Origin of the sequence: Kitasatospora sp. NPDC098652, assembly GCF_044760155.1 — a bacterium.
In the GTDB taxonomy this organism is placed as follows: domain Bacteria; phylum Actinomycetota; class Actinomycetes; order Streptomycetales; family Streptomycetaceae; genus Kitasatospora.
This window is the reverse complement of record NZ_JBIWAQ010000004.1, coordinates 298631-317179: the sequence shown is the minus strand read 5'-3', so window position 1 is coordinate 317179 and position 18549 is coordinate 298631. Positions and strand designations below refer to the sequence as shown.

13 protein-coding genes are annotated in these 18549 nt (G+C 72.8%); 6 read left to right on the top strand and 7 right to left on the bottom strand.

Annotated elements, in window-relative coordinates; translation table 11 throughout:
- Positions 1-231 precede the first annotated feature (231 nt).
- A complete protein-coding gene (locus tag ACIQWA_RS12140; protein WP_402481275.1) occupies positions 232-1158 on the bottom strand; it encodes an ABC transporter substrate-binding protein in 927 nt (308 codons plus the stop codon).
- Positions 1159-1741: 583 nt separating this feature from the next.
- On the opposite strand from ACIQWA_RS12140, the gene ACIQWA_RS12135 reads away from it, so the two are divergent.
- Both ACIQWA_RS12135 and ACIQWA_RS12130 read left to right on the top strand, forming a co-directional pair.
- Positions 1742-2935: an NADP-dependent malic enzyme gene (locus ACIQWA_RS12135; protein WP_402481272.1), complete on the top strand. Its 1194-nt coding sequence runs from the start codon at positions 1742-1744 to the stop codon at positions 2933-2935.
- Between the two features lie 207 nt (positions 2936-3142).
- Complete coding sequence (locus tag ACIQWA_RS12130; protein ID WP_360233485.1) at positions 3143-4105, top strand: zinc-binding dehydrogenase; 963 nt, start codon at positions 3143-3145, stop codon at positions 4103-4105.
- Positions 4106-4162: 57 nt separating this feature from the next.
- On the opposite strand, the gene ACIQWA_RS12125 is transcribed toward ACIQWA_RS12130, so the two are convergent.
- The 6 genes from ACIQWA_RS12125 to ACIQWA_RS12100 form a co-directional block, all read right to left on the bottom strand.
- Complete coding sequence (locus tag ACIQWA_RS12125) at positions 4163-5257, bottom strand: PadR family transcriptional regulator (protein ID WP_402481269.1); 1095 nt, start codon at positions 5255-5257, stop codon at positions 4163-4165.
- Between the two features lies 1 nt (position 5258).
- On the bottom strand, positions 5259-6182 hold the full coding sequence (locus tag ACIQWA_RS12120) for a DUF4097 family beta strand repeat-containing protein (protein WP_402481266.1): 924 nt from the start codon (positions 6180-6182) through the stop codon (positions 5259-5261).
- Between the two features lie 195 nt (positions 6183-6377).
- A complete protein-coding gene (locus ACIQWA_RS12115) occupies positions 6378-6560 on the bottom strand; it encodes a DUF6104 family protein (protein WP_350504423.1) in 183 nt (60 codons plus the stop codon).
- Between the two features lie 152 nt (positions 6561-6712).
- Complete coding sequence (locus ACIQWA_RS12110; protein ID WP_402481261.1) at positions 6713-10453, bottom strand: multifunctional oxoglutarate decarboxylase/oxoglutarate dehydrogenase thiamine pyrophosphate-binding subunit/dihydrolipoyllysine-residue succinyltransferase subunit; 3741 nt, start codon at positions 10451-10453, stop codon at positions 6713-6715.
- A 287-nt stretch (positions 10454-10740) separates the two neighbouring features.
- Entirely contained in the window at positions 10741-11871 is a 1131-nt protein-coding gene (locus ACIQWA_RS12105) for a sensor histidine kinase (RefSeq protein WP_402481259.1), read from the bottom strand.
- 80 nt (positions 11872-11951) lie between these two features.
- On the bottom strand, positions 11952-12689 hold the full coding sequence (locus tag ACIQWA_RS12100) for a response regulator transcription factor (protein ID WP_094742879.1): 738 nt from the start codon (positions 12687-12689) through the stop codon (positions 11952-11954).
- A gap of 564 nt (positions 12690-13253) precedes the next feature.
- Here ACIQWA_RS12100 and ACIQWA_RS12095 point away from each other — a divergent pair.
- The 4 genes from ACIQWA_RS12095 (at position 13254) to ACIQWA_RS12080 (ending at position 18534) form a co-directional block, all read left to right on the top strand.
- Positions 13254-14105 carry a rhomboid-like protein gene (locus ACIQWA_RS12095; protein WP_402481256.1) on the top strand — a complete coding sequence of 284 codons (852 nt, stop codon included), beginning with the start codon at positions 13254-13256 and terminating at the stop codon, positions 14103-14105.
- Between the two features lie 166 nt (positions 14106-14271).
- Positions 14272-16683, top strand: coding sequence for an endopeptidase La (lon, locus tag ACIQWA_RS12090; RefSeq protein ID WP_402481253.1), 2412 nt, complete (start codon positions 14272-14274; stop codon positions 16681-16683).
- 74 nt (positions 16684-16757) lie between these two features.
- On the top strand, positions 16758-17309 hold the full coding sequence (locus ACIQWA_RS12085) for a GtrA family protein (RefSeq protein ID WP_402481250.1): 552 nt from the start codon (positions 16758-16760) through the stop codon (positions 17307-17309).
- A gap of 10 nt (positions 17310-17319) precedes the next feature.
- Positions 17320-18534, top strand: a complete 1215-nt coding sequence (locus tag ACIQWA_RS12080; protein WP_402481248.1) for an ROK family protein — start codon at positions 17320-17322, stop codon at positions 18532-18534.
- Positions 18535-18549 lie beyond the last annotated feature (15 nt).

Below are 18549 nucleotides of genomic sequence, written 5' to 3'. Positions count from 1 at the left end.
GTCGGCTCGATCCGAGATGGGGGGAATCCTGCCATCTGATGACGGTCAGGGGGCCCTCATCCAGATCAAAATCGGATAACGAGGGCTCGTGCTGTCCGCTATTCGGACGGATCGCGTGCCCCTGTCACCCTGCGTATAAGTATGCAGATCCGGCTGTGCTGTTCCCGCACGCCCCGCCGCTGCCCCGCGGCCCCGCCCGTTCCCGACCCGCGCCCCGCCGCTGCCCGCGGGTCAGATGCCCCCGTTGACCACCGCGTTCTGCGCCGCGCCCGCGCTCACGTTCCACTTGGCGAGGATCTTGTCGTACTCGCCGCTGCGGATCAGCTGGTCCACCGCCTTGGACACGGTGTCGCGCAGCTCGGTGTCCTCCTTGCGGACCGCGATGCCGTACGGGTTGGAGGTGGACTGGGCCCCGGTCACCTCGAAGCGGCCCCCGCCGTCGGTGGTCTTCGCCGCGTAGGCGGCCACCGGGAAGTCGTTCAGCCCGGCCGCGGCGGTGCCGGCGGCGACCTCGGCCAGCGCCTTGGCGTCGGTGTCGAAGCGGTGCACCGTCAGCTGCTTGCCGGCGCGCGAGCAGACGGCGACCTGCCGGGTGGCGATCTCGTCCTGGGTGGTGCCCTGCTGGAAGGCGACCGTCTTGCCGCACAGGTCGTCCAGGGTCCGGATCCCCTTGGGGTTGCCCTTCGGGACGACGATCGAGGTGCCGGCGATGAAGTAGTCGACGAAGTCGACGCCCGGGTTGACCTGCTTGCCGTCGTCGTCCAGGCCGTCGCGGCGCGTGCGGACGTCGCTGAGCGCGGACATCGCCACGTCGAACTGCTTGCCCTGGAGGTTCGGTATCAGCTTGTCGAACGGGGTGTCCACGAACTCGACCCGCACGTCGAGGATCCGGCCGAGGGCGGCGGCGAGGTCCGGGTCGAGGCCGGTCGGCTTGCCGTCCGGGCCGCGGAACTCCACCGGCGCGTAGTTGACGTCCATGCCGATGCGCAGCACGCCGGCGGAGCGCTGGGCCTTCGGCAGCTTGGCGCGGATGTCCTTGACCGGGTCGCTCGCGGCGGCCTGCCCGCCACCGCCGCAACCGGTGAGCAGCAGGGCGCCGGCGGCGGCCAGGGCGGCCGCGGCGAAGGCCGGGCGACGGGCGGGCGTGAGGTGAGGCATGAGGGTGCTCCTGAGGGCGGAACCGTGGTCACTGCGGTGTCGCGCGGGTGTACGCGGAACGGCGGACAAGCGATCCTGCCATCCCGCCCTGCCGGGCCCGGCAGCGGGTGTGTCAGAATTCGGTACCGGGTGACCCCCGAACGCTCGAACCAGACCGACGAGCCCCGACAGGCTCGGGGTGCCCAGGACCGGAAGTCATCACGTGGCTCCGTATCCGGGGCACCGATCCCCCGTGGATCTGCGTTCACACTTGCGGGTGCGCGTGCCTCAGCGCCGTTGCCGCCGCCGGAGCCCGGCGCTTCCGACACCGGGCCCCAGCCGACGCGACAGCACGGCGATGAACTGCGCGCGACGAGGACGAAAAGGCATAGGTGCGATGCCTTGGTCCGACCTACGCTCGGCCCGGTAGCACAAGCGGACAACACAAGACCCCATAAAAAACCCTCATCCGAGGGCGCCACCCGACGGCAGCGCCCCCGCCCCGACCCCGGGTCCGCTCAGGCGTACCCGGTTTCCGGCTTACGGCCGGGGCGCCCAGTCCGTCGGCCGCGCACCTCGCCGGAACAATGACGAAGAGGTCATCGTGGCAGCGGAGATCATCAGCAGCACCCAGGACACCGACGATCCGGTCGACGCCGTTTTCGCGCTCCACCGCGGCGGCAAGATGGAGATCCGGGCGACCGTGCCGGTGCGCGACGCGGACGACCTGTCCCTCGCCTACACCCCCGGTGTCGCCCGGGTCTGCACGGCCATCGCCGAGCAGCCGGAGCTGGTCAACGACTACACCTGGAAGTCCAACACCGTCGCGGTGGTCACCGACGGCACCGCCGTGCTGGGCCTGGGCGACATCGGCCCGGAGGCCTCGCTCCCCGTGATGGAGGGCAAGGCCATCCTGTTCAAGCAGTTCGGCGGGGTGGACGCGGTGCCGATCGCGCTGGCCTGCACCGAGGTGGACGAGATCGTCGAGACGGTGGTCCGGCTGGCCCCGTCCTTCGGCGGCGTCAACCTGGAGGACATCTCCGCCCCCCGCTGCTTCGAGATCGAGCGCCGGCTCCAGGAGGCCCTGGACATCCCGGTCTTCCACGACGACCAGCACGGCACCGCGATCGTCACCACCGCCGCCCTGTGGAACGCCGCCAAGGTGACCGGCCGGGAGATCGGCTCGCTGCGGGCCGTGATCTCCGGCGCCGGCGCGGCCGGCATCGCCATCGCCAAGATGCTGCTGGCGGCGGGCATCGGCGACGTCTCCGTCTGCGACCGCAAGGGCGTGGTGTACCGGGGCCGTGAGGACCTGACCGACGTCAAGGCCGAGATCGCCGAGCTGACCAACCGTTCGGAGCTCAAGGGCTCGCTGGCCGACGCGCTGGCCGGCGCCGACGTGTTCATCGGCGTCTCCGGCGGCACCGTGCCGGAGGAGGTCGTGGCGACCATGGCCGAGGGCGCGTTCATCTTCGCGATGGCCAACCCCAACCCGGAGATCCACCCCGAGGTGGCGCACAGGTACGCGGCGGTGGTCGCCACCGGGCGCAGCGACTTCCCGAACCAGATCAACAACGTGCTGGCCTTCCCGGGCATCTTCGCCGGCGCCCTCCAGGTGCGGGCCTCCCGGATCACCGAGGGCATGAAGCTGGCCGCCGCCAAGGCGCTGGCCGCCGTGGTGGCCGACGAGCTGACCCCGCAGAAGGTCATCCCCTCGCCGTTCGACGAGCGGGTCGCCCCGGCCGTCACCAAGGCCGTGGCCGACGCCGCCCGCGCGGAGGGCGTCGCCCGGATCTGACGATCGGGCACCGGCCCCCGGGGCCGGGGGAGCGTGCCGGCCACGACGGCCGCTCCCCCGCCCCCCGAGCCGCAGCGGGTCCGAGCGCCCGGAGGCGAGCGGGGGAGTAACAAGCGGGGGAGTAACAAGCGGGGGAGTAACAGTCGGGACACGCGTCACACCCACGCGTGGTTCCCGGCCCCGGCCGTCCCGGCTAGTGTCCGGGTCATGTTTGCTGCCTATGCCGCCCGTATCGACGCCGACGACCCGCTGAGCGGGCTGGAGCTGGGCGAACTCCCCGAGCCGCAGGCCCGTCCCGGGTGGAGCGTGGTCACGGTCAGGGCCGCCAGCCTCAACCACCACGACCTGTGGTCGCTGCGCGGAGTCGGCCTGCCCGCCGAGAAGCTGCCGATGATCCTCGGCTGCGACGCCGCCGGCGTCGACGAGGACGGCAACGAGGTGGTCGTCCACTCGGTGATCGGCCAGTCCGGCCACGGGGTAGGCCCGAAGGAGCCCCGGTCGATCCTGACCGAGCGTTACCAGGGCACCTTCGCCCAGCGGGTGGCCGTGCCCACCTGGAACCTGCTGCCCAAGCCGGCCGAGCTGAGCTTCGAGGAGGCCGCCTGCCTGCCCACGGCCTGGCTGACGGCGTACCGGATGCTGTTCACCAACGCCGGGGTCAAGCCCGGTGACACGGTACTGGTGCAGGGGGCCGGCGGCGGGGTGTCGACCGCGCTGATCGTGCTCGCCAAGGCGGCCGGCCTGCGGGTCTGGGTCACCGGCCGGGACGAGGCCAAGCGCGACCGGGCGGTCGGGCTCGGCGCGGACGCGGCCTTCGAGAGCGGCGCCCGGCTGCCTGACCGGGTGGACGCGGTGATGGAGACGGTCGGCGCCGCGACCTGGTCCCACTCGGTGAAGTCGCTGCGCCCGGGCGGCACCATCGTCATCTCGGGTGCCACCTCCGGCCCCAGCCCGAAGGCCGCCGAGCTGAACCGGATCTTCTTCCTGGAGCTCAAGGTGGTCGGTTCGACCATGGGCACCAAGGAGGAGCTGGCCGGGCTGCTGTCCCTGTGCGCCAACAGCGGGGTCCGTCCGGTGATCGACTCGGTGCTGCCGCTGGCCGAGGCCCGGGACGGCTTCGCCCGGCTCGCCAAGGGCGAGGTCTTCGGCAAGATCGTGCTCAACCCCTGACGTGCGGCGGCCCGGTGCCCCCTGGCAGGGGGCACCGGGCCCGGGCGGGCGGCCTGGTCAGCCGAGCAGCCGCTTCAACCGTTCGCCGGCGGCGCCCAGCACCGAGCGGGCCTCGGCCAGCCGGTCGGCGCTCACCGCGCCGTCCCGGGCCGCGTCGCGGACCTGGTCGCGGAAGCGGTCGAGCAGCCGCTCCAGTTCGCGGGCCGGGTCGCCGTCCGGATCGGTGCGCGCCCACGGCGGCAGGTCCGCGGTGGCGGTCGGTCCGTCCTGGCCCTTGCCCGAGTCCTCGCCCGAGTCCTCGCCCGAGTCCTTGTCCAGGTCGATCCGGGTGACCGTGACCCGCTCGGAGGGCTCGGCCGCCCCGGCGCCCTCGCCGGCCTCGCCGGTCGGATGGCCCCAGCGGGCCGCGTCGGCCAGCCCGGCCAGGCCCTTGGTCAGTTCGGACAGGCCCTCGGCCAGCCCGGTCGGCCAGTCGCCCTTGGCGGCGTGCTCGCGCACCTGCTGCTCGACCCGGCGCTTGATCCGCAGCGCCTCCTGCTGGGCGGCGGTGCGGGAGGCCTTGGCCTGCTCGCGCAGCCGGCGGGCCTCCTCCTCGGCGGCCTTCGCCTTGGCCTTGGCGGCCCGCTCCTGCTCCCGGGCGCGCTTGGCCTGCTCCTTGGCCTGCCGCTTGAACTGGGCGAACTCCTCCTTGGCGCGCTGCCAGGCGTCGTTGTCGCCCCAGGGCCCGGCCCACGGGTCGCCGCCGGTCTCGGCGCGGTCCGGTCGGGGGGCCTGCTTGGCGGCCTGCCAGAGCTCCTCGCGCAGGTCCTTGGCGCTGTCCCGGACGTCCTCCCGGATCGCCCCGGCGAGCTGCGCCACCGAGTCGTGGATCTCCAGCTCCAGCTCGTCCAACTCGACCCGCCGGGCTTCGAGTTCGGCGCGCCCGGCGTCGGTCAGCCGGTAGACCTTGCGGCCGCCCTCGGTGCTGTGGCTGACCAGGCCCTCCTGCTCCAGCTTCGCCAGTCGCGGGTAGACGGTGCCGGCGGACGGCGCGTACAGGCCCTGGAAGCGCTCCTCCAGCAGGCGGATCACCTCGTAGCCGTGCCGCGGGGCCTCGTCCAGCAGCTTGAGCAGGTAGAGCCGGAGCCGGCCGTGGCCGAACACGGGGCTCATCTCAGGCCTCCTTGGTGAGGTCGGGGCCGGTGGGCCCGTCGGAGGCGGGGCCGGCCGGGAGCTCCCGGACCACCACCGGGGCGTCGTCCTCCGACTCGGGGCGGCGCAGCACGGTGACCGCGCCGGAGACGGTGGTGACGTTGAGGCTGCCGCGGCCCTCGCCGAGCTGGCCGGTGATCTTCTTGGCGCCCCAGGTGCTGCTCATCCTGAGCTCGTCGAAGGTGCTGGAGACGTCGCCGCTGGTGGAGCCGGCCTCGACGGTGGCGTCCGCCAGCGAGGGGATCCGGACCACGACCGGGCCGCTGACCGTGTTGACCTTGACGTCGGTCTCGCCGGCCACGTCGAGGTCCAGGGTGACGGCGCCGGTGACGGTGTTGGCCTGGACCCGGTCGGCGGTGCCGGCGATCACGGTGAGCTGCCCGGAGACGGTGTTGACCTTGAGCTGGCCGCCGACCGCCTGGGCGTCCACGTCGCCGGTGACGGTGCTCGCGTCGATCCGGCCGGTGACCCCGGCCAGGGTGGTGTCGCCGCTGGCGCTCTGCACCGAGACCTGGCCGTCGATGCCGGTCACGGTGGCGTGCGCCGACACGGTGCCGACCTTGACCTCGGTGCCGGCCGGCACGGTCAGGGTGACGCCGACCGAGCGCTTGCGCTTGAAGGAGTCGAAGAAGCTGCGGACCGAGCCGACCGACTTGATCCAGCTGCCGAACTCGCCCCAGCTGTTGATGTCCTTGTAGGTGACGGTCAGGACGCCGTCGACCAGCGTCAGGTGCAGCGGGTCACCGGTGAGGTCGGTGACCTCCAGGCGGGCCGGGCCCTCGGCCGCGACCACGTTCACCGTGCCGTCGATGACGCGCACGTGCAGCGCGCGGACCTCGTCCTCGAACGTGGTCCTGCCCGGCTCCTCGATCGTCCACTGGCTCATCTCTGCCGCCTCCCGTAGCGGATCGCGATGTATCGCGTTCTCTTCCAAAGACGATATATCGCGTGCCGGGAAAAGCAAGCGGTTCCACCCCGGAACCCACCCCGGACGCATCCCGGAGCCGTCCCCTACGGGAGACGTGCGAAGGGCCCGGGAGGCGGTCGCCTCCCGGGCCCTGCTACGAGCGGCCGCCGGGGCTCACTCGTCGTCGTCCTCGTCGTCGAGCCGGGCCAGCCAGGTGGCCAGCCGCTCGACCGGGATCTCGAAGTCCGGGTTGAGGTCGACGAACTCGCGCAGGCGCTCGGCGAGCCACTCGAAGGTGACCTCCTCCTCGCCGCGCCGGCTCTCCAGCTCCTCGATGCCTCGGTCGGTGAAGTACACGGTTCGCTCCGGTCGGATGGGGATTGACCCGGTCAGGATAGTCGGGGCCGGCCGACCGGTGCGGCGGCGGTCGGCCGGTACGCCCGCGGCCCCGCCCCCCTGGTCGGGGGACGGGGCCGCGGGCGTCGGTGGTGCGGTGGAGCCTGCGCGCGTCAGAGCGCGAAGATCTCCTCCAGCAGCGCCTGCTGCTCGGCCGCGTGCCGCTTGGCGGAGCCGACCGCCGGCGACGAGGCCGCGGTGCGGGCGACCCGGCGCAGGCGGGCGTCGCCGCCGCTGCGGCCGATGACGACCTGGAGGTGGTCGACCAGGTTCATCGCGATGAACGGCCAGGCACCCTGGTTGGCCGGCTCCTCCTGCGCCCAGACGAACTGGACGTTGTCGCCGTAGCGGGCCAGCTCCTCCTGGAGCTCGGCCACCGGCAGCGGGTAGAGCCGCTCGACCCGGACGATCGCGGTGTCGGTGACACCGCGCTCGGCGCGGGCGGCCGCCACGTCGTAGTAGAACTTGCCGGCGGTGATGACCACCTTGCGGACCTGCGCCGGGTCGACGGTGGTGTCACCGATGACCGGGCGGAACGAGCCGGACAGGAACTCCTCGGTCGCACTCGCCGCGGCCTTGAGACGCAGCATCGACTTCGGGGTGAAGACGACCAGCGGCTTGTGGTGCGGGTTGTGCGCCTGCCAGCGCAGCAGGTGGAAGTAGTTCGACGGCAGGGTCGGCATCGCGACCGTCATGTTGTCCTGCGCGCACATCTGCAGGAAACGCTCCGGGCGGGCGGACGAGTGGTCCGGCCCCTGGCCCTCGTAGCCGTGCGGCAGCAGCAGGGTGACGCCGGAGTGCTGGCCCCACTTCTGCTCGGCGGAGGCGATGTACTCGTCCACCATGGTCTGCGCGCCGTTGACGAAGTCGCCGAACTGCGCCTCCCACATGACCAGCGCGTTCGGGCGGGTCAGCGAGTAGCCGTACTCGAAGCCCATGGCCGCGTACTCCGACAGCAGGCTGTCGTAGACGGTGTAGCGGGCCTGGTCCTCGGTGAGGTACTGCAGCGGGGTGTAGTCCTCGCCGGTCTTGCGGTCGATCAGCACGGCGTGCCGCTGGCCGAAGGTGCCGCGGCGGCTGTCCTGGCCGGCCAGGCGGACCGGGTGGCCCTCCATGAGCAGCGAGCCGATGGCGAGGGTCTCGCCCATCGCCCAGTCGATGGTGTTGTCCTCGACCGAGGCGGCGCGGCGCTGCAGCTGCGGCAGCAGGCGCGGGTGGACGGTCAGCCAGTCCGGCAGGTTGACCTGCGAGGCGGCGATCCGCTTGACCATCTCCTGGGAGATGCCGGTCTGGATGTTGACCGGGAAGTCGGCCTGCGGCTTGCCGCCGGAGGTCGGGGCCGGCGCCTGGGCGGCGTCGCGGACCTCGGCGAAGACCTTCTCCAGCTGGCCCTGGAAGTCCTGGAGCGCCTGCTCCGCCTCTTCCATGGTGATGTCGCCGCGACCGATCAGGCCCTCGGTGTACAGCTTGCGCACCGAGCGCTTCTTGTCGATCAGGTCGTACATCAGCGGCTGGGTGAACGACGGGTTGTCGGCCTCGTTGTGACCGCGGCGGCGGTAGCAGATGAGGTCGATCACGACGTCCTTGTGGAACGCCTGGCGGAACTCGAAGGCGAGCCGCGCGACGCGGACCACGGCCTCCGGGTCGTCGCCGTTCACGTGGAAGATCGGGGCCTCGATCATGCGGGCCACGTCGGTGCAGTACATCGAGGAGCGCGAGGACGCCGGGGCGGCGGTGAAGCCGACCTGGTTGTTCACCACGACGTGCACGGTGCCGCCGGTGCGGTAGCCGCGCAGCTGCGACATGTTCAGGGTCTCCGCGACGACGCCCTGGCCGGCGAAGGCCGCGTCGCCGTGGATCTGGATCGGCAGCACCGGGAAGGTGGTGCCGCCCTGGTCCAGGATGTCCTGCTTGGCGCGGGCGATGCCCTCGACGACCGGATCCACGGCCTCCAGGTGGGAGGGGTTCGCGGCGAGCGAGACCTTGATGGTCTCGCCGTCCAGGCCGGTGAAGGTGCCCTCGGCGCCCAGGTGGTACTTGACGTCGCCGGAGCCGTGCATCGACTTCGGGTCGAGGTTGCCCTCGAACTCGCCGAAGATCTTGCCGTACGGCTTGCCGACGATGTTGGCCAGCACGTTCAGGCGGCCGCGGTGGGCCATGCCGATGACGGCCTCGTCCAGGCGGTGCTCGGCGGCGGAGTCGATGGTCGCGTCCAGCAGCGCGATCAGCGACTCACCGCCCTCCAGCGAGAAGCGCTTCTGGCCGACGTACTTGGTCTGCAGGAAGGTCTCGAAGGCCTCCGCCGAGTTCAGCCGGCGCAGGATCCGCAGCTGCTCCTCGCGCTCCGGCTTCGAGTACGGCTTCTCCAGGCGCTCCTGCAGCCACTTGCGCTGCTTCGGGTCCTGGATGTGCATGTACTCGATGCCGACGGTGCGGCAGTAGGTGTTGCGCAGCAGGCCGAGGATGTCGCGGAGCTTCATCATCTTCTGGCCGCCGAAGCCGCCGACCGCGAACTCGCGCTCCAGGTCCCACAGGGTGAGGCCGTGGGTGGTGACGTCCAGGTCGGGGTGCTTGCGCTGCTTGTACTCCAGCGGGTCGGTGTCGGCCATCAGGTGACCGCGGACCCGGTAGGAGTGGATCAGCTCCATGACGCGCGCGGTCTTGTTGACCTCGTCGTCGTGGGTGGTGGCGACGTCGGTGGCCCAGCGGACCGGCTCGTACGGGATCCGCAGCGACTCGAAGATCTCGTCGTAGAAGCCGTTCTCGCCGAGCAGCAGGCGGTGGATCTCGCGCAGGAACTCGCCGGACGCCGCGCCCTGGATGACGCGGTGGTCGTAGGTCGAGGTCAGCGTCATGATCTTGGAGACGCCCAGGCGGGACAGGGTCTCCGGGGCGGAGCCCTGGAACTCGGCCGGGTACTCCATGGCGCCGACGCCGACGATGGTGCCCTGGTTCTGCATCAGGCGCGGCACGGAGTGCACGGTGCCGATGCCGCCGGGGTTGGTCAGCGAGACCGTGACGCCGGTGAAGTCGTCCATGGTCAGCTTGTTGGCGCGGGCCCGGCGGACGATGTCCTCGTAGGCCTGCCAGAAGCCGAAGAAGTCGAGGGTCTCGGCCTTCTTGATGGCGGCGACCACGAGCTGGCGGTCGCCGTTCGGCTTGACCAGGTCGATCGCCAGGCCGAGGTTGACGTGCTCCGGCTTGACCAGGAAGGCCTTGCCGTCCTCCACCTTGTAGCTGTGGTTCATGCCCGGGGCGGCCTTGATGGCCTGGACCAGGGCGTAACCGATCAGGTGGGTGAAGGAGACCTTGCCACCGCGGGCGCGCTGCAGGTGGTTGTTGATGACGATGCGGTTGTCGATCAACAGCTTCGCCGGGACGGCGCGGACCGAGGTGGCGGTCGGCACCTCCAGCGAGGCGTCCATGTTGGTGGCGACGGCCTTGGCCGGGCCGCGCAGCTGGACCAGCTCGGGGCCGGCCGCGGCGGGGGCGGCGGGCGCGGCCGGGGCGGCGGCCTTGGGGGCCGGGGGCGCGGCGGGCGCGGCGGCGAGCGGGGCGGCGGCGGCCGGGGCCGGAGCGGCCGGGGCGGCGGCGGGTGCGGCCGGCGCAGCAGCTGCGGCGGGCGCGGGGGCAGCGGCAGGGGTCGGCGTGGGGCCGGCCTGGGTCGCGGCCTGGGTCACTGGGGTCACCTCGGTACCGGGCTTGTAGTCGGCGAAAAAGTCCCACCAGGCTCGGTCTACCGAGTTCGGGTCCTGGAGGTACTGCTGGTAGATCTCATCGACGAGCCACTCATTGGGGCCGAAGCCAGTGGAGCTTGCCGAGCTGTTGGGGGTTTCAGGGGACTGTGGCGACACGGCGGCAACCGCCCTCTTCCGCTTCCTTTTGGGATGTTTGGACAGCGGGGATTAAGGCTACGCCCCTGACCAGTGATCGCGCAGTCCCCGGGCCCCAGGCGTCGCCCAGATCACAGTCCTGACCTGCAGATTGGCTGAAAAAGCACGTTAGAAAGCCGTATCTGAGGGGAACCGATCGCGCCCGATCACCCCCTAAACCGGGGCGAAAGCGGACAAACACCCGGGTTCATCCGTCGACGATCTTCGTATGCGTCTGTGTCGGATCTGTGACAAATGTCCCGGCCGGCTCAGGACTGCCCGGGCAGCCGGACCTCGATCCGGCAGCCGCGCGGCGACTCGGCGACGGCGATCCGTCCGCCGTGCAGGTCCACCGCCCAGCGGGCGATCGCCAGGCCCAGCCCGGTGCCGCCGTCCGAGCCCGGCCCGGAGGCCGTCGCGGTGCCGCTGCGGCTGAACCGCTCGAAGACCCGGCCGCGGTCCGCCGGCGGGATGCCGGGGCCCTCGTCCTGGACCTCCAGCAGCAGGCCGCCGTCCTCGCCGTCGGGCCGGGCGCGCACCGTCACGGTGCCGCCGGGCGGGGAGTGCTTGCAGGCGTTGTCGACCAGGTTGGCGACCACCTGGTGGAGGCGTTCCGGGTCCGCCACGGCGGTCAGGCCGACCGGGCTGACCTCCAGGGCGAGCCGGACGTCGCCGCGCCGGGAGAAGGCCCCGCCGGCCGTCGCGCCGTCCACGGTGACCCCGCGCAGCACGCCGTCCAGGAACTCGCGCACCTCGAAGGGGCGGGCGTCCAGGTCGACCACGCCGTCGTCGATCTTGGAGAGGTCCAGCAGGTGGGTGACCAGGCGGCCGAGCCGCTCGGTCTGCTCCAGCGCGGCCCCCAGCGTCGCCGGGTTGGGCTGGACGACGCCGTCCACCACGTTCTCCAGCACGGCGCGCAGTGCCGCGATCGGCGTGCGCAGCTCGTGCGAGACGTTGGCGACCAGCTCCCGGCGGTGCCGGTCGGCGGCCTGGAGGTCGGCGGCCATGCCGTTGAAGGCGGCCGCCAGTTCGCCGATCTCGTCGCGCGAGTTCACCTCGACCCGGCGGCTGTAGTCGCCGGAGGCCATCGCGCGGGCGGCGTCCGTCATCTCGCGCAGCGGGGCGGTCAGCCCGTGTGCGAGGAACTGCATGAACAGCAGCGAGGCGATCATGGAGAAGACCATGATGATCCGGATCTGGGTCTCGGACCGGATCGCCACGACCACCATCCCGGTGGCCAGGAACACGGAGACGATCACCAGCAGGGCGAGCTTGCCCTTGATCGAGCGGACCGGGTCGAGCGGACGGATGTCGGCCCAGACCCGGCTGGCCGCCCGGGCGGCCAGGGTCTGCGGGCGAGCGCCGTCGGCGTCCCCGTTGCGTTGCTGTGGAAAGGTCATTGGTCCCCTGTGATCCCCGCGTGTTGTCACGGCGGTGCCGGGACACGGGCCCCCCGGTGGCCCGTCGCCCGAAGCCCCCGTCAGGAGAGCGGGGCCTCCAGCGCGTATCCGACGCCGTGGACGGTGCGGATCCAGCTGGCGCCGATCTTGCGGCGCAGCGCCTTCACGTGGCTGTCCACGGTGCGGGTGCCGGACGCGTCGGTCCAGTCCCACACCTCGGCCAGCAGCTGCTCGCGGGTGAGCACCGCGCGCGGCTGGGCGGCCAGGCAGGCCAGCAGGTCGAACTCGGTCGGCGTCAGGTGGACGTCGCCCGAGGCGAGCCGGACCCGGCGCTGCACGTGGTCGATCTCCAGCTCGCCGAAGCGCAGGCTGCCGAGCGCGGGCGTGCGGGCCGCCTGCTGGGCACGCTCGACGCGGCGCAGCAGCACGTTGACCCGGGCGGCCAGTTCGCGCATGGAGAACGGCTTGGTCATGTAGTCGTCGGCGCCGACGCCGAGGCCGACCAGCAGGTCCGTCTCGTCGTCGCGGGCGGTCAGCATCAGTACCGGCACCGGGCGCTGGGCCTGGATCCGGCGGCACACCTCCAGCCCGTCGAAGCCGGGCAGCATGATGTCCAGGACCACCAGGTCCGGCTGCCAGGTGTGGAAGCCGTCCACCGCGCCGGGGCCGTCGTGGGCCACGGCGACCTTGAACCCCTCGGCGCCCAGTCGCGCCGCGATCGACTCGGCGATCGTGGGTTCGTCCTCCACCACCAGCACTCTGCGCTGGCTGCTCACAGTGCCGCCGGTGTTGGGGTTGTCCTGCTGAATTTCTGTCACGGTCACGCCACCGCCCCCAGGGCTGCGGGCCGGCCACCTGTGGGGATGGCGGGGCTCCGCTCGTAGTCTTGTTCCGTCGTGGACTGTGCCGGGTCCGCCGTCCCGTTCGTGCACCGGGGAGTGGCGGACGGATGGTCTTCCGTCCACTCCTCCCACGCACTTCGCAGCGTACGGACAGCGGATGCCTCCCGGCAGGCGGACCGGACGTTTCCGGCCCGCTGGGCCGGCTGTCCGGCCACCCTTGGGCCCACCGCACGAGTGGGCACGGGCCGATACCTTACCCGGCGAATTTTCACTGCGTAACGGTACGTATGCAGTTCAGTTGACGCCAAGTCGCCGGTCAGAGGCCCTACTGACGCGTTAATCGGAAGTAGGTCTGGACCAATGCCGGGAATCCGGCCGGTCCCGCCGTCGACGGTCTTCACGGGCTTTTCTCAGGTGCCTCTCAGAACCTCGACGTAGCGTGGCCGCGACAACGCCCCGCAGGGCGGAATCCGGCCTCCGCGCCGGGGCGTCGGGTGCCTCCGGGCGCCGTGCGGCTGCGGGTGTGGGAGCGGAGGCGTCATGGCTGGACTGCGGTGGGGTGCCGGCGGGCGCGCGCCTTCGGGGGCGCCGTACGGAATGCTTCCGGGCCGGCTGCGCGGCGGTGCCGTCGAATGGCTGCTGGAACGCGTGCCGACACCGCGGCGTACTCCGTTCACGATCGGATATCTCGCGGTCGTCGGAGCCACCTCGACCTTCGCCGGGATCGCCGATCCGGAACTCGTCCGGCGTTTGCAGGAAGCTTCCAGCTCGGACGGCCACAACCTGCTCGAGCACCCGCTGCGCGCCCTGCTGCTCAGCGGCTTCTGGGTGGCCGGGGGATCGTGGCTGCCCTACCTGTGGGGGTTCGCCCTCACCCTGGCCCCGTTGGAGCGCCGGGTCGGGCCGGCCCGGACGGCGGCGGTGCTCGCCGCCGGGCACGTCGCGGCCACCCTGCTCTCCCAGGGCGTGGTGATCACCGCGGTGGAGACCGGACGGCTGGCCCCGGCCGCGATGGACCAGCTGGACATCGGCGTCAGCTACGGCGTGCTCGCCTGTCTGGGCGCGGCGGCCGGGGCGCTGCCGCCGCGCGCGCGGGCGGTGGCGCTGGCCGGCGTCGGGCTGATGCTCGTCCAGCAGATCGCCACCCAGAAGGACCTGGTCACGGCGGTGGGGCACCCGGCCGCGCTGCTCACCGGGATGGCGCTGGGGCGCCGGCTGGACCGGATCGAGCGGCGCCCGCCCGGGCCGCGGTCGCGTCCGGCGCGGCTGCGGGCGGTCGGCTCCGCCGCTTCCCCGTCCGCCTCCTCGGTGCTCTCCTCGGTCGTCTCCCCGGTCGTCTCCCTGGCCGCCGCGGCGGTGCGGGCCGGGCGGCGGCCGTCCACCGCGCGCTGACGCCGGGGCCCTCTTGGGCCGTTCTTTCCGCTTCCTTTTGACGGCGCCTCCTCCCGGCCGTTCCGGTGACGTCGCCGTTCGCTCACGGCGAACAAGATGCGGGGAACAACTGGCGCTCGTGAATCCTTAGTCAGGTCGACTCAAGTTCACTGACCGGGGAGAGATCATGGCATCGACGTCCACACCGCTCACCCTGCCCGTGCTGCCCCTCGACGACGAGGTGGTGCTCCCGGGCATGGTCGTCCCGCTGGACCTCAAGGACACCGAGGTGCGCGCCGCGGTCGAGGCCGCCCGTGCCGCGGCCGCCGGCTCCGGCAAGCCCCAGGTCCTGCTGGTCCCGCGGGTGGACGGCTCGTACGCGGCGGCCGGCACGCTGGCCACCGTCGAGCAGGTCGGCCGACTGGCCGACGGCCCGGGCACGATCGGGCAGCCGGCGGCGCTGGTGCGCGCCGTGCGCCGGGTCCGGATCGGGGTCGGCACCACCGGCCCCGGGGCCGCCCTCTGGGTGGAGACCACACCGTTCCAGGAGTCCTCGGTCGGCATGCCGGTGGCCGGGCGGGCCGCCGAGCTGGTCAAGGAGTACAAGGCGCTGTCCACCCAGTGGCTGCGCAAGCGCGGCGCCTGGCAGATCGTCGACCGGGTGGCGCAGATCGAGGGCGTCGGCGAGCTCGCCGACAACATCGGCTACGCACCCTTCGCCACCGCCGAGCAGAAGCTCAAGGTGCTGCTGGAGGCCGACCAGGTCGCCCGCCTGGAGTACGCGCTCACCCTGCTGCGCGACCACCTCGCCGAGGAGGAGGTCAACGACACCATCCGCAAGGACGTCGAGGAGGGCGTGGCCAAGCAGCAGAAGGAGTTCCTGCTCCGCCGCCAGCTGGAGGCCGTCCGCAAGGAGCTGGCCGAGCTGAACGGCGACCCGGCCGACGAGGAGGGCGACTACCGCGCCCGGGTCGAGGCCGCCGACCTGCCCGAGAAGGTCCGCGAGGCCGCGCTCAAGGAGGTCGACAAGCTGGAGCGCTCCTCAGACCAGTCGCCCGAGGGCTCCTGGATCCGCACCTGGCTGGACACCGTCCTGGAACTGCCCTGGAACGAACGCAGCGAGGACGCGTACGACATCGCCGGCGCCCGCGCCGTGCTCGACGCCGACCACGCCGGCCTGGCCGACGTGAAGGACCGCATCGTCGAGTACCTCGCGGTGCGCAAGCGCCGGGCCGACCAGGGGCTCGGGCTGGTCGGCGGCCGCCGGGGCGGCGCGGTGCTGGCCCTGGTCGGGCCGCCCGGCGTCGGCAAGACCTCGCTCGGCGAGAGCGTGGCCCGCGCCATGGGCCGCAGCTTCGTCCGGGTCGCGCTCGGCGGCGTCCGGGACGAGGCCGAGATCCGCGGCCACCGGCGCACCTACGTCGGCGCGCAGCCCGGCCGGCTGGTGCGGGCGATCAAGGAGGCCGGTTCGATGAACCCGGTCGTCCTGCTCGACGAGATCGACAAGGTCGGCTCCGACTACCGGGGAGACCCGGCCGCCGCCCTGCTGGAGGTGCTGGACCCGGCCCAGAACCACACCTTCCGGGACCACTACCTGGAGGTCGAGCTCGACCTCTCCGACGTGGTCTTCCTCGCCACCGCCAACGTGCTGGAGGCCATCCCCGAGCCGCTGCTCGACCGGATGGAGCTGGTCCGGCTGGACGGCTACACCGAGGACGAGAAGGTCGTCATCGCCCGGGACCACCTGCTCCCGCGCCAGCTGGAGAAGGCCGGCCTCGGCGGCGAGCAGGTCGGCGTGGACGAGGAGGCGCTGCGCCGGCTCGCCGGGGAGTACACCCGGGAGGCGGGCGTGCGGAACCTGGAGCGCTCGATCGCCCGGGTGCTGCGCAAGATCGCCGCTCAGGCCGAGCTGGGCGAGCGCGAGCTGCCCGCCGCGGTCGGCGCGGCGGACCTGCCCGCCCTGATCGGCCGCCCGCACCACGTGCCGGAGTCCGCCCAGGAGCCGGCCGAGCGCCGCACCGCCGTCCCCGGGGTGGCCACCGGCCTCGCCGTCACCGGCGCCGGCGGTGACGTCCTCTACATCGAGGCCTCGCTGGCCGACGCCGAGACGGGCGGCACCGGGCTGACCCTGACCGGGCAGCTGGGCGACGTGATGAAGGAGTCCGCGCACATCGCGCTCTCCTACCTCCGCTCGCGCGGCGCCGAGCTGGAACTGCCGGTCACCTCGCTGCGCGACCGCGGCGTGCACCTGCACATCCCGGCCGGGGCCGTCCCCAAGGACGGGCCGAGCGCCGGCATCACCATGACCACGGCGCTCGCCTCGCTGCTCTCCGGCCGCAAGGTTCGCACCGACGTGGCGATGACGGGCGAGGTGTCGCTGACCGGGCGGGTGCTGCCGATCGGCGGGGTGAAGCAGAAGCTGCTCGCCGCCGACCGGGCCGGCGTCACCACGGTGATCATCCCCAAGCGCAACGAGGCCGACCTGGACGACGTCCCGGCCGAGGTGCTGGAGCGGCTCACCGTCCACCCGGTGGCCGACGTGCGGGAGGTGCTGGAGCTGGCCCTGGAGCCGGCCGGAGTGCTGGTCGCCGCGGCCTGACGCGGTCGGGGCGGGCGGCCCGGGCCGGTCCGGCGGATCCGCCGGACCGGCCCGCCGCGTGCCACACTGCGGAGATGCCGTCCCCCACGCAGCGCGTCCTGGCCCGGGTGCCGGCGAGGCTGCGGCCGTTCCTGGTGCGGCACCGCCGGCTGGTGAAGTTCCTGACGGTCGGCAGCGGCTGCTTCGTCCTCACCACGGTGATCGACGTCGAGCTCAAGTTCACCGTCCTGGAGCACCAGCCGGTGGTCGCCCTGACGGTGGCGACGGTGATCGCCACCGCCGTCTCGTACGTGCTCAACCGCCGCTGGGCCTTCCGGACGGACGGGCGCCGGCCGGAGGCCCTGCTGTTCTTCCTGGTCAGCGTGGTGGCGATCGGGGTCAACGACATCCCGCTGGCGCTCTCCCGGTACGCCCTCGACCTGCGCGAGCCGTACGTCGACCCGTTCCAGCAGGAGGTTGCCGACTTCCTCAGCGGGATGGTGGTCGGCACCTTCGTCGCCATGCTGTTCCGCTTCTGGGCGATGCGGCGCTGGGTCTTCACCAGCCCCGCCGCCCGGACGCACGCGGAGCCGGAACCCGGTTACGCTGCACCCGAGATGCCACGGGATGTACCGGAAAGACCGTGAGGTGAGGGTTATGCGCGGGGAGCCGGACGGCGTCCGGACCGGGCCCGCCAGCCAGCAGGGAATGCGCCGGGCCAACCTGGCCCTGGTGCTCGGCCTGATCGCGCGCGGCCCCCGCTCGCGCGCCGAGGTGGCCGCCGGAACCGGGCTGACCAGGGCCGCGGTCTCCTCGCTCGCCGAACAGCTGATCTCGGCCGGCCTGGTCGTCGAGGAGGGCCCGGCCGCCCCCAGCGGCAAGGTCGGCCGCCCCGGCACCGCGCTCGGCCTCAACCCGCTCGGGCCCGGCGGCCTCGGCGCCGAGATCGGGGTCCGCCACCTCGGCGTCTGCGTGGTCGACCTGCGCGGCGAGGTCCGGGCCTGGCGGCGCGAGGAGAGCGCCAACCACGGCCGGGAACCCGCCGCCGTGATGGCCGACCTGGCCCGGCTGGTGCGCTCGGCCGTCGCCGAGTCCGGCCTGCGCCCGGCCGGGCTGACCCTGGCCGTGCCCGGGCTGGTCGGCAGCGGCGGGGTGCTCCAGCGGGCCGCCAACCTCGGCTGGCAGGACGTCCCGCTGGCCGCCGAACTGCGCCCGGCGCTGCGCGTGGTCGGCGAAGGCCTGGCCGAGCTGCCGGTCGACGCGGACAACGAGGCCAACCTCGGCGGCCTGGCCGAACGCTGGCTGGGCGAGGGCCCGGAGGACTTCCTGTACGTCTCCGCCGAGGCCGGCGTCGGCGCCGCCGTGGTGGTCGGCGGCCGGCTGCTGCGCGGGTCGCGCGGCTACGCGGGCGAGCTGGGCCACATGCCCGTCCACCCCGAGGGGCGGCGCTGCGCCTGCGGCTCGCACGGCTGCCTGGAGCAGTACGCGGGAGAGGCGGCGGTGCTGCGGGCGGCGGGGCTGGCCGGGGTGCCCGGCGACTGGGTGGCGCTGCTCGCCGAACGCGCCGGCGCCGGGGACGAGCCGGTCCGGACGGCGCTGGCCGGGGCGGGGGCCGCGCTCGGCATCGCCGCCGCCGGGGCGGTCAACCTGCTGGACCCGGCCGAGGTGGTGCTGGGCGGCGGCTACGCCCGGCTGGCGCCCTGGCTGGTGCCGGCGATGCGGCACGAGCTGGCGGCCCGGGTGACGGTCCGGCCCTGGGCGGAGGACCGGCTCACGGTCTCCCGGCTCGGCCGGCGCGGGCCGCTGCTGGGGGCGGCGGTGGGCGTGGTGCGCGCGATCGTCGCCGACCCGGGGCCGCTCGCGGGCGGCTGAGCCGACCGGCCCCCG

What these genes read in the sequence shown, in the direction of transcription:
- ACIQWA_RS12140 (WP_402481275.1), bottom strand. Translation starts at nt 1,158, where the DNA reads ATGCCTCACCTCACGCCCGCCCGTCGCCCGGCCTTCGCCGCGGCCGCC.
- ACIQWA_RS12080 (WP_402481248.1), top strand. Translation starts at nt 17,320, where the DNA reads ATGCGCGGGGAGCCGGACGGCGTCCGGACCGGGCCCGCCAGCCAGCAG.
- ACIQWA_RS12105 (WP_402481259.1), bottom strand. Translation starts at nt 11,871, where the DNA reads ATGACCTTTCCACAGCAACGCAACGGGGACGCCGACGGCGCTCGCCCG.
- lon (WP_402481253.1), top strand. Translation starts at nt 14,272, where the DNA reads ATGGCATCGACGTCCACACCGCTCACCCTGCCCGTGCTGCCCCTCGAC.
- ACIQWA_RS12085 (WP_402481250.1), top strand. Translation starts at nt 16,758, where the DNA reads ATGCCGTCCCCCACGCAGCGCGTCCTGGCCCGGGTGCCGGCGAGGCTG.
- ACIQWA_RS12130 (WP_360233485.1), top strand. Translation starts at nt 3,143, where the DNA reads ATGTTTGCTGCCTATGCCGCCCGTATCGACGCCGACGACCCGCTGAGC.
- ACIQWA_RS12120 (WP_402481266.1), bottom strand. Translation starts at nt 6,182, where the DNA reads ATGAGCCAGTGGACGATCGAGGAGCCGGGCAGGACCACGTTCGAGGAC.
- ACIQWA_RS12125 (WP_402481269.1), bottom strand. Translation starts at nt 5,257, where the DNA reads ATGAGCCCCGTGTTCGGCCACGGCCGGCTCCGGCTCTACCTGCTCAAG.
- ACIQWA_RS12095 (WP_402481256.1), top strand. Translation starts at nt 13,254, where the DNA reads ATGGCTGGACTGCGGTGGGGTGCCGGCGGGCGCGCGCCTTCGGGGGCG.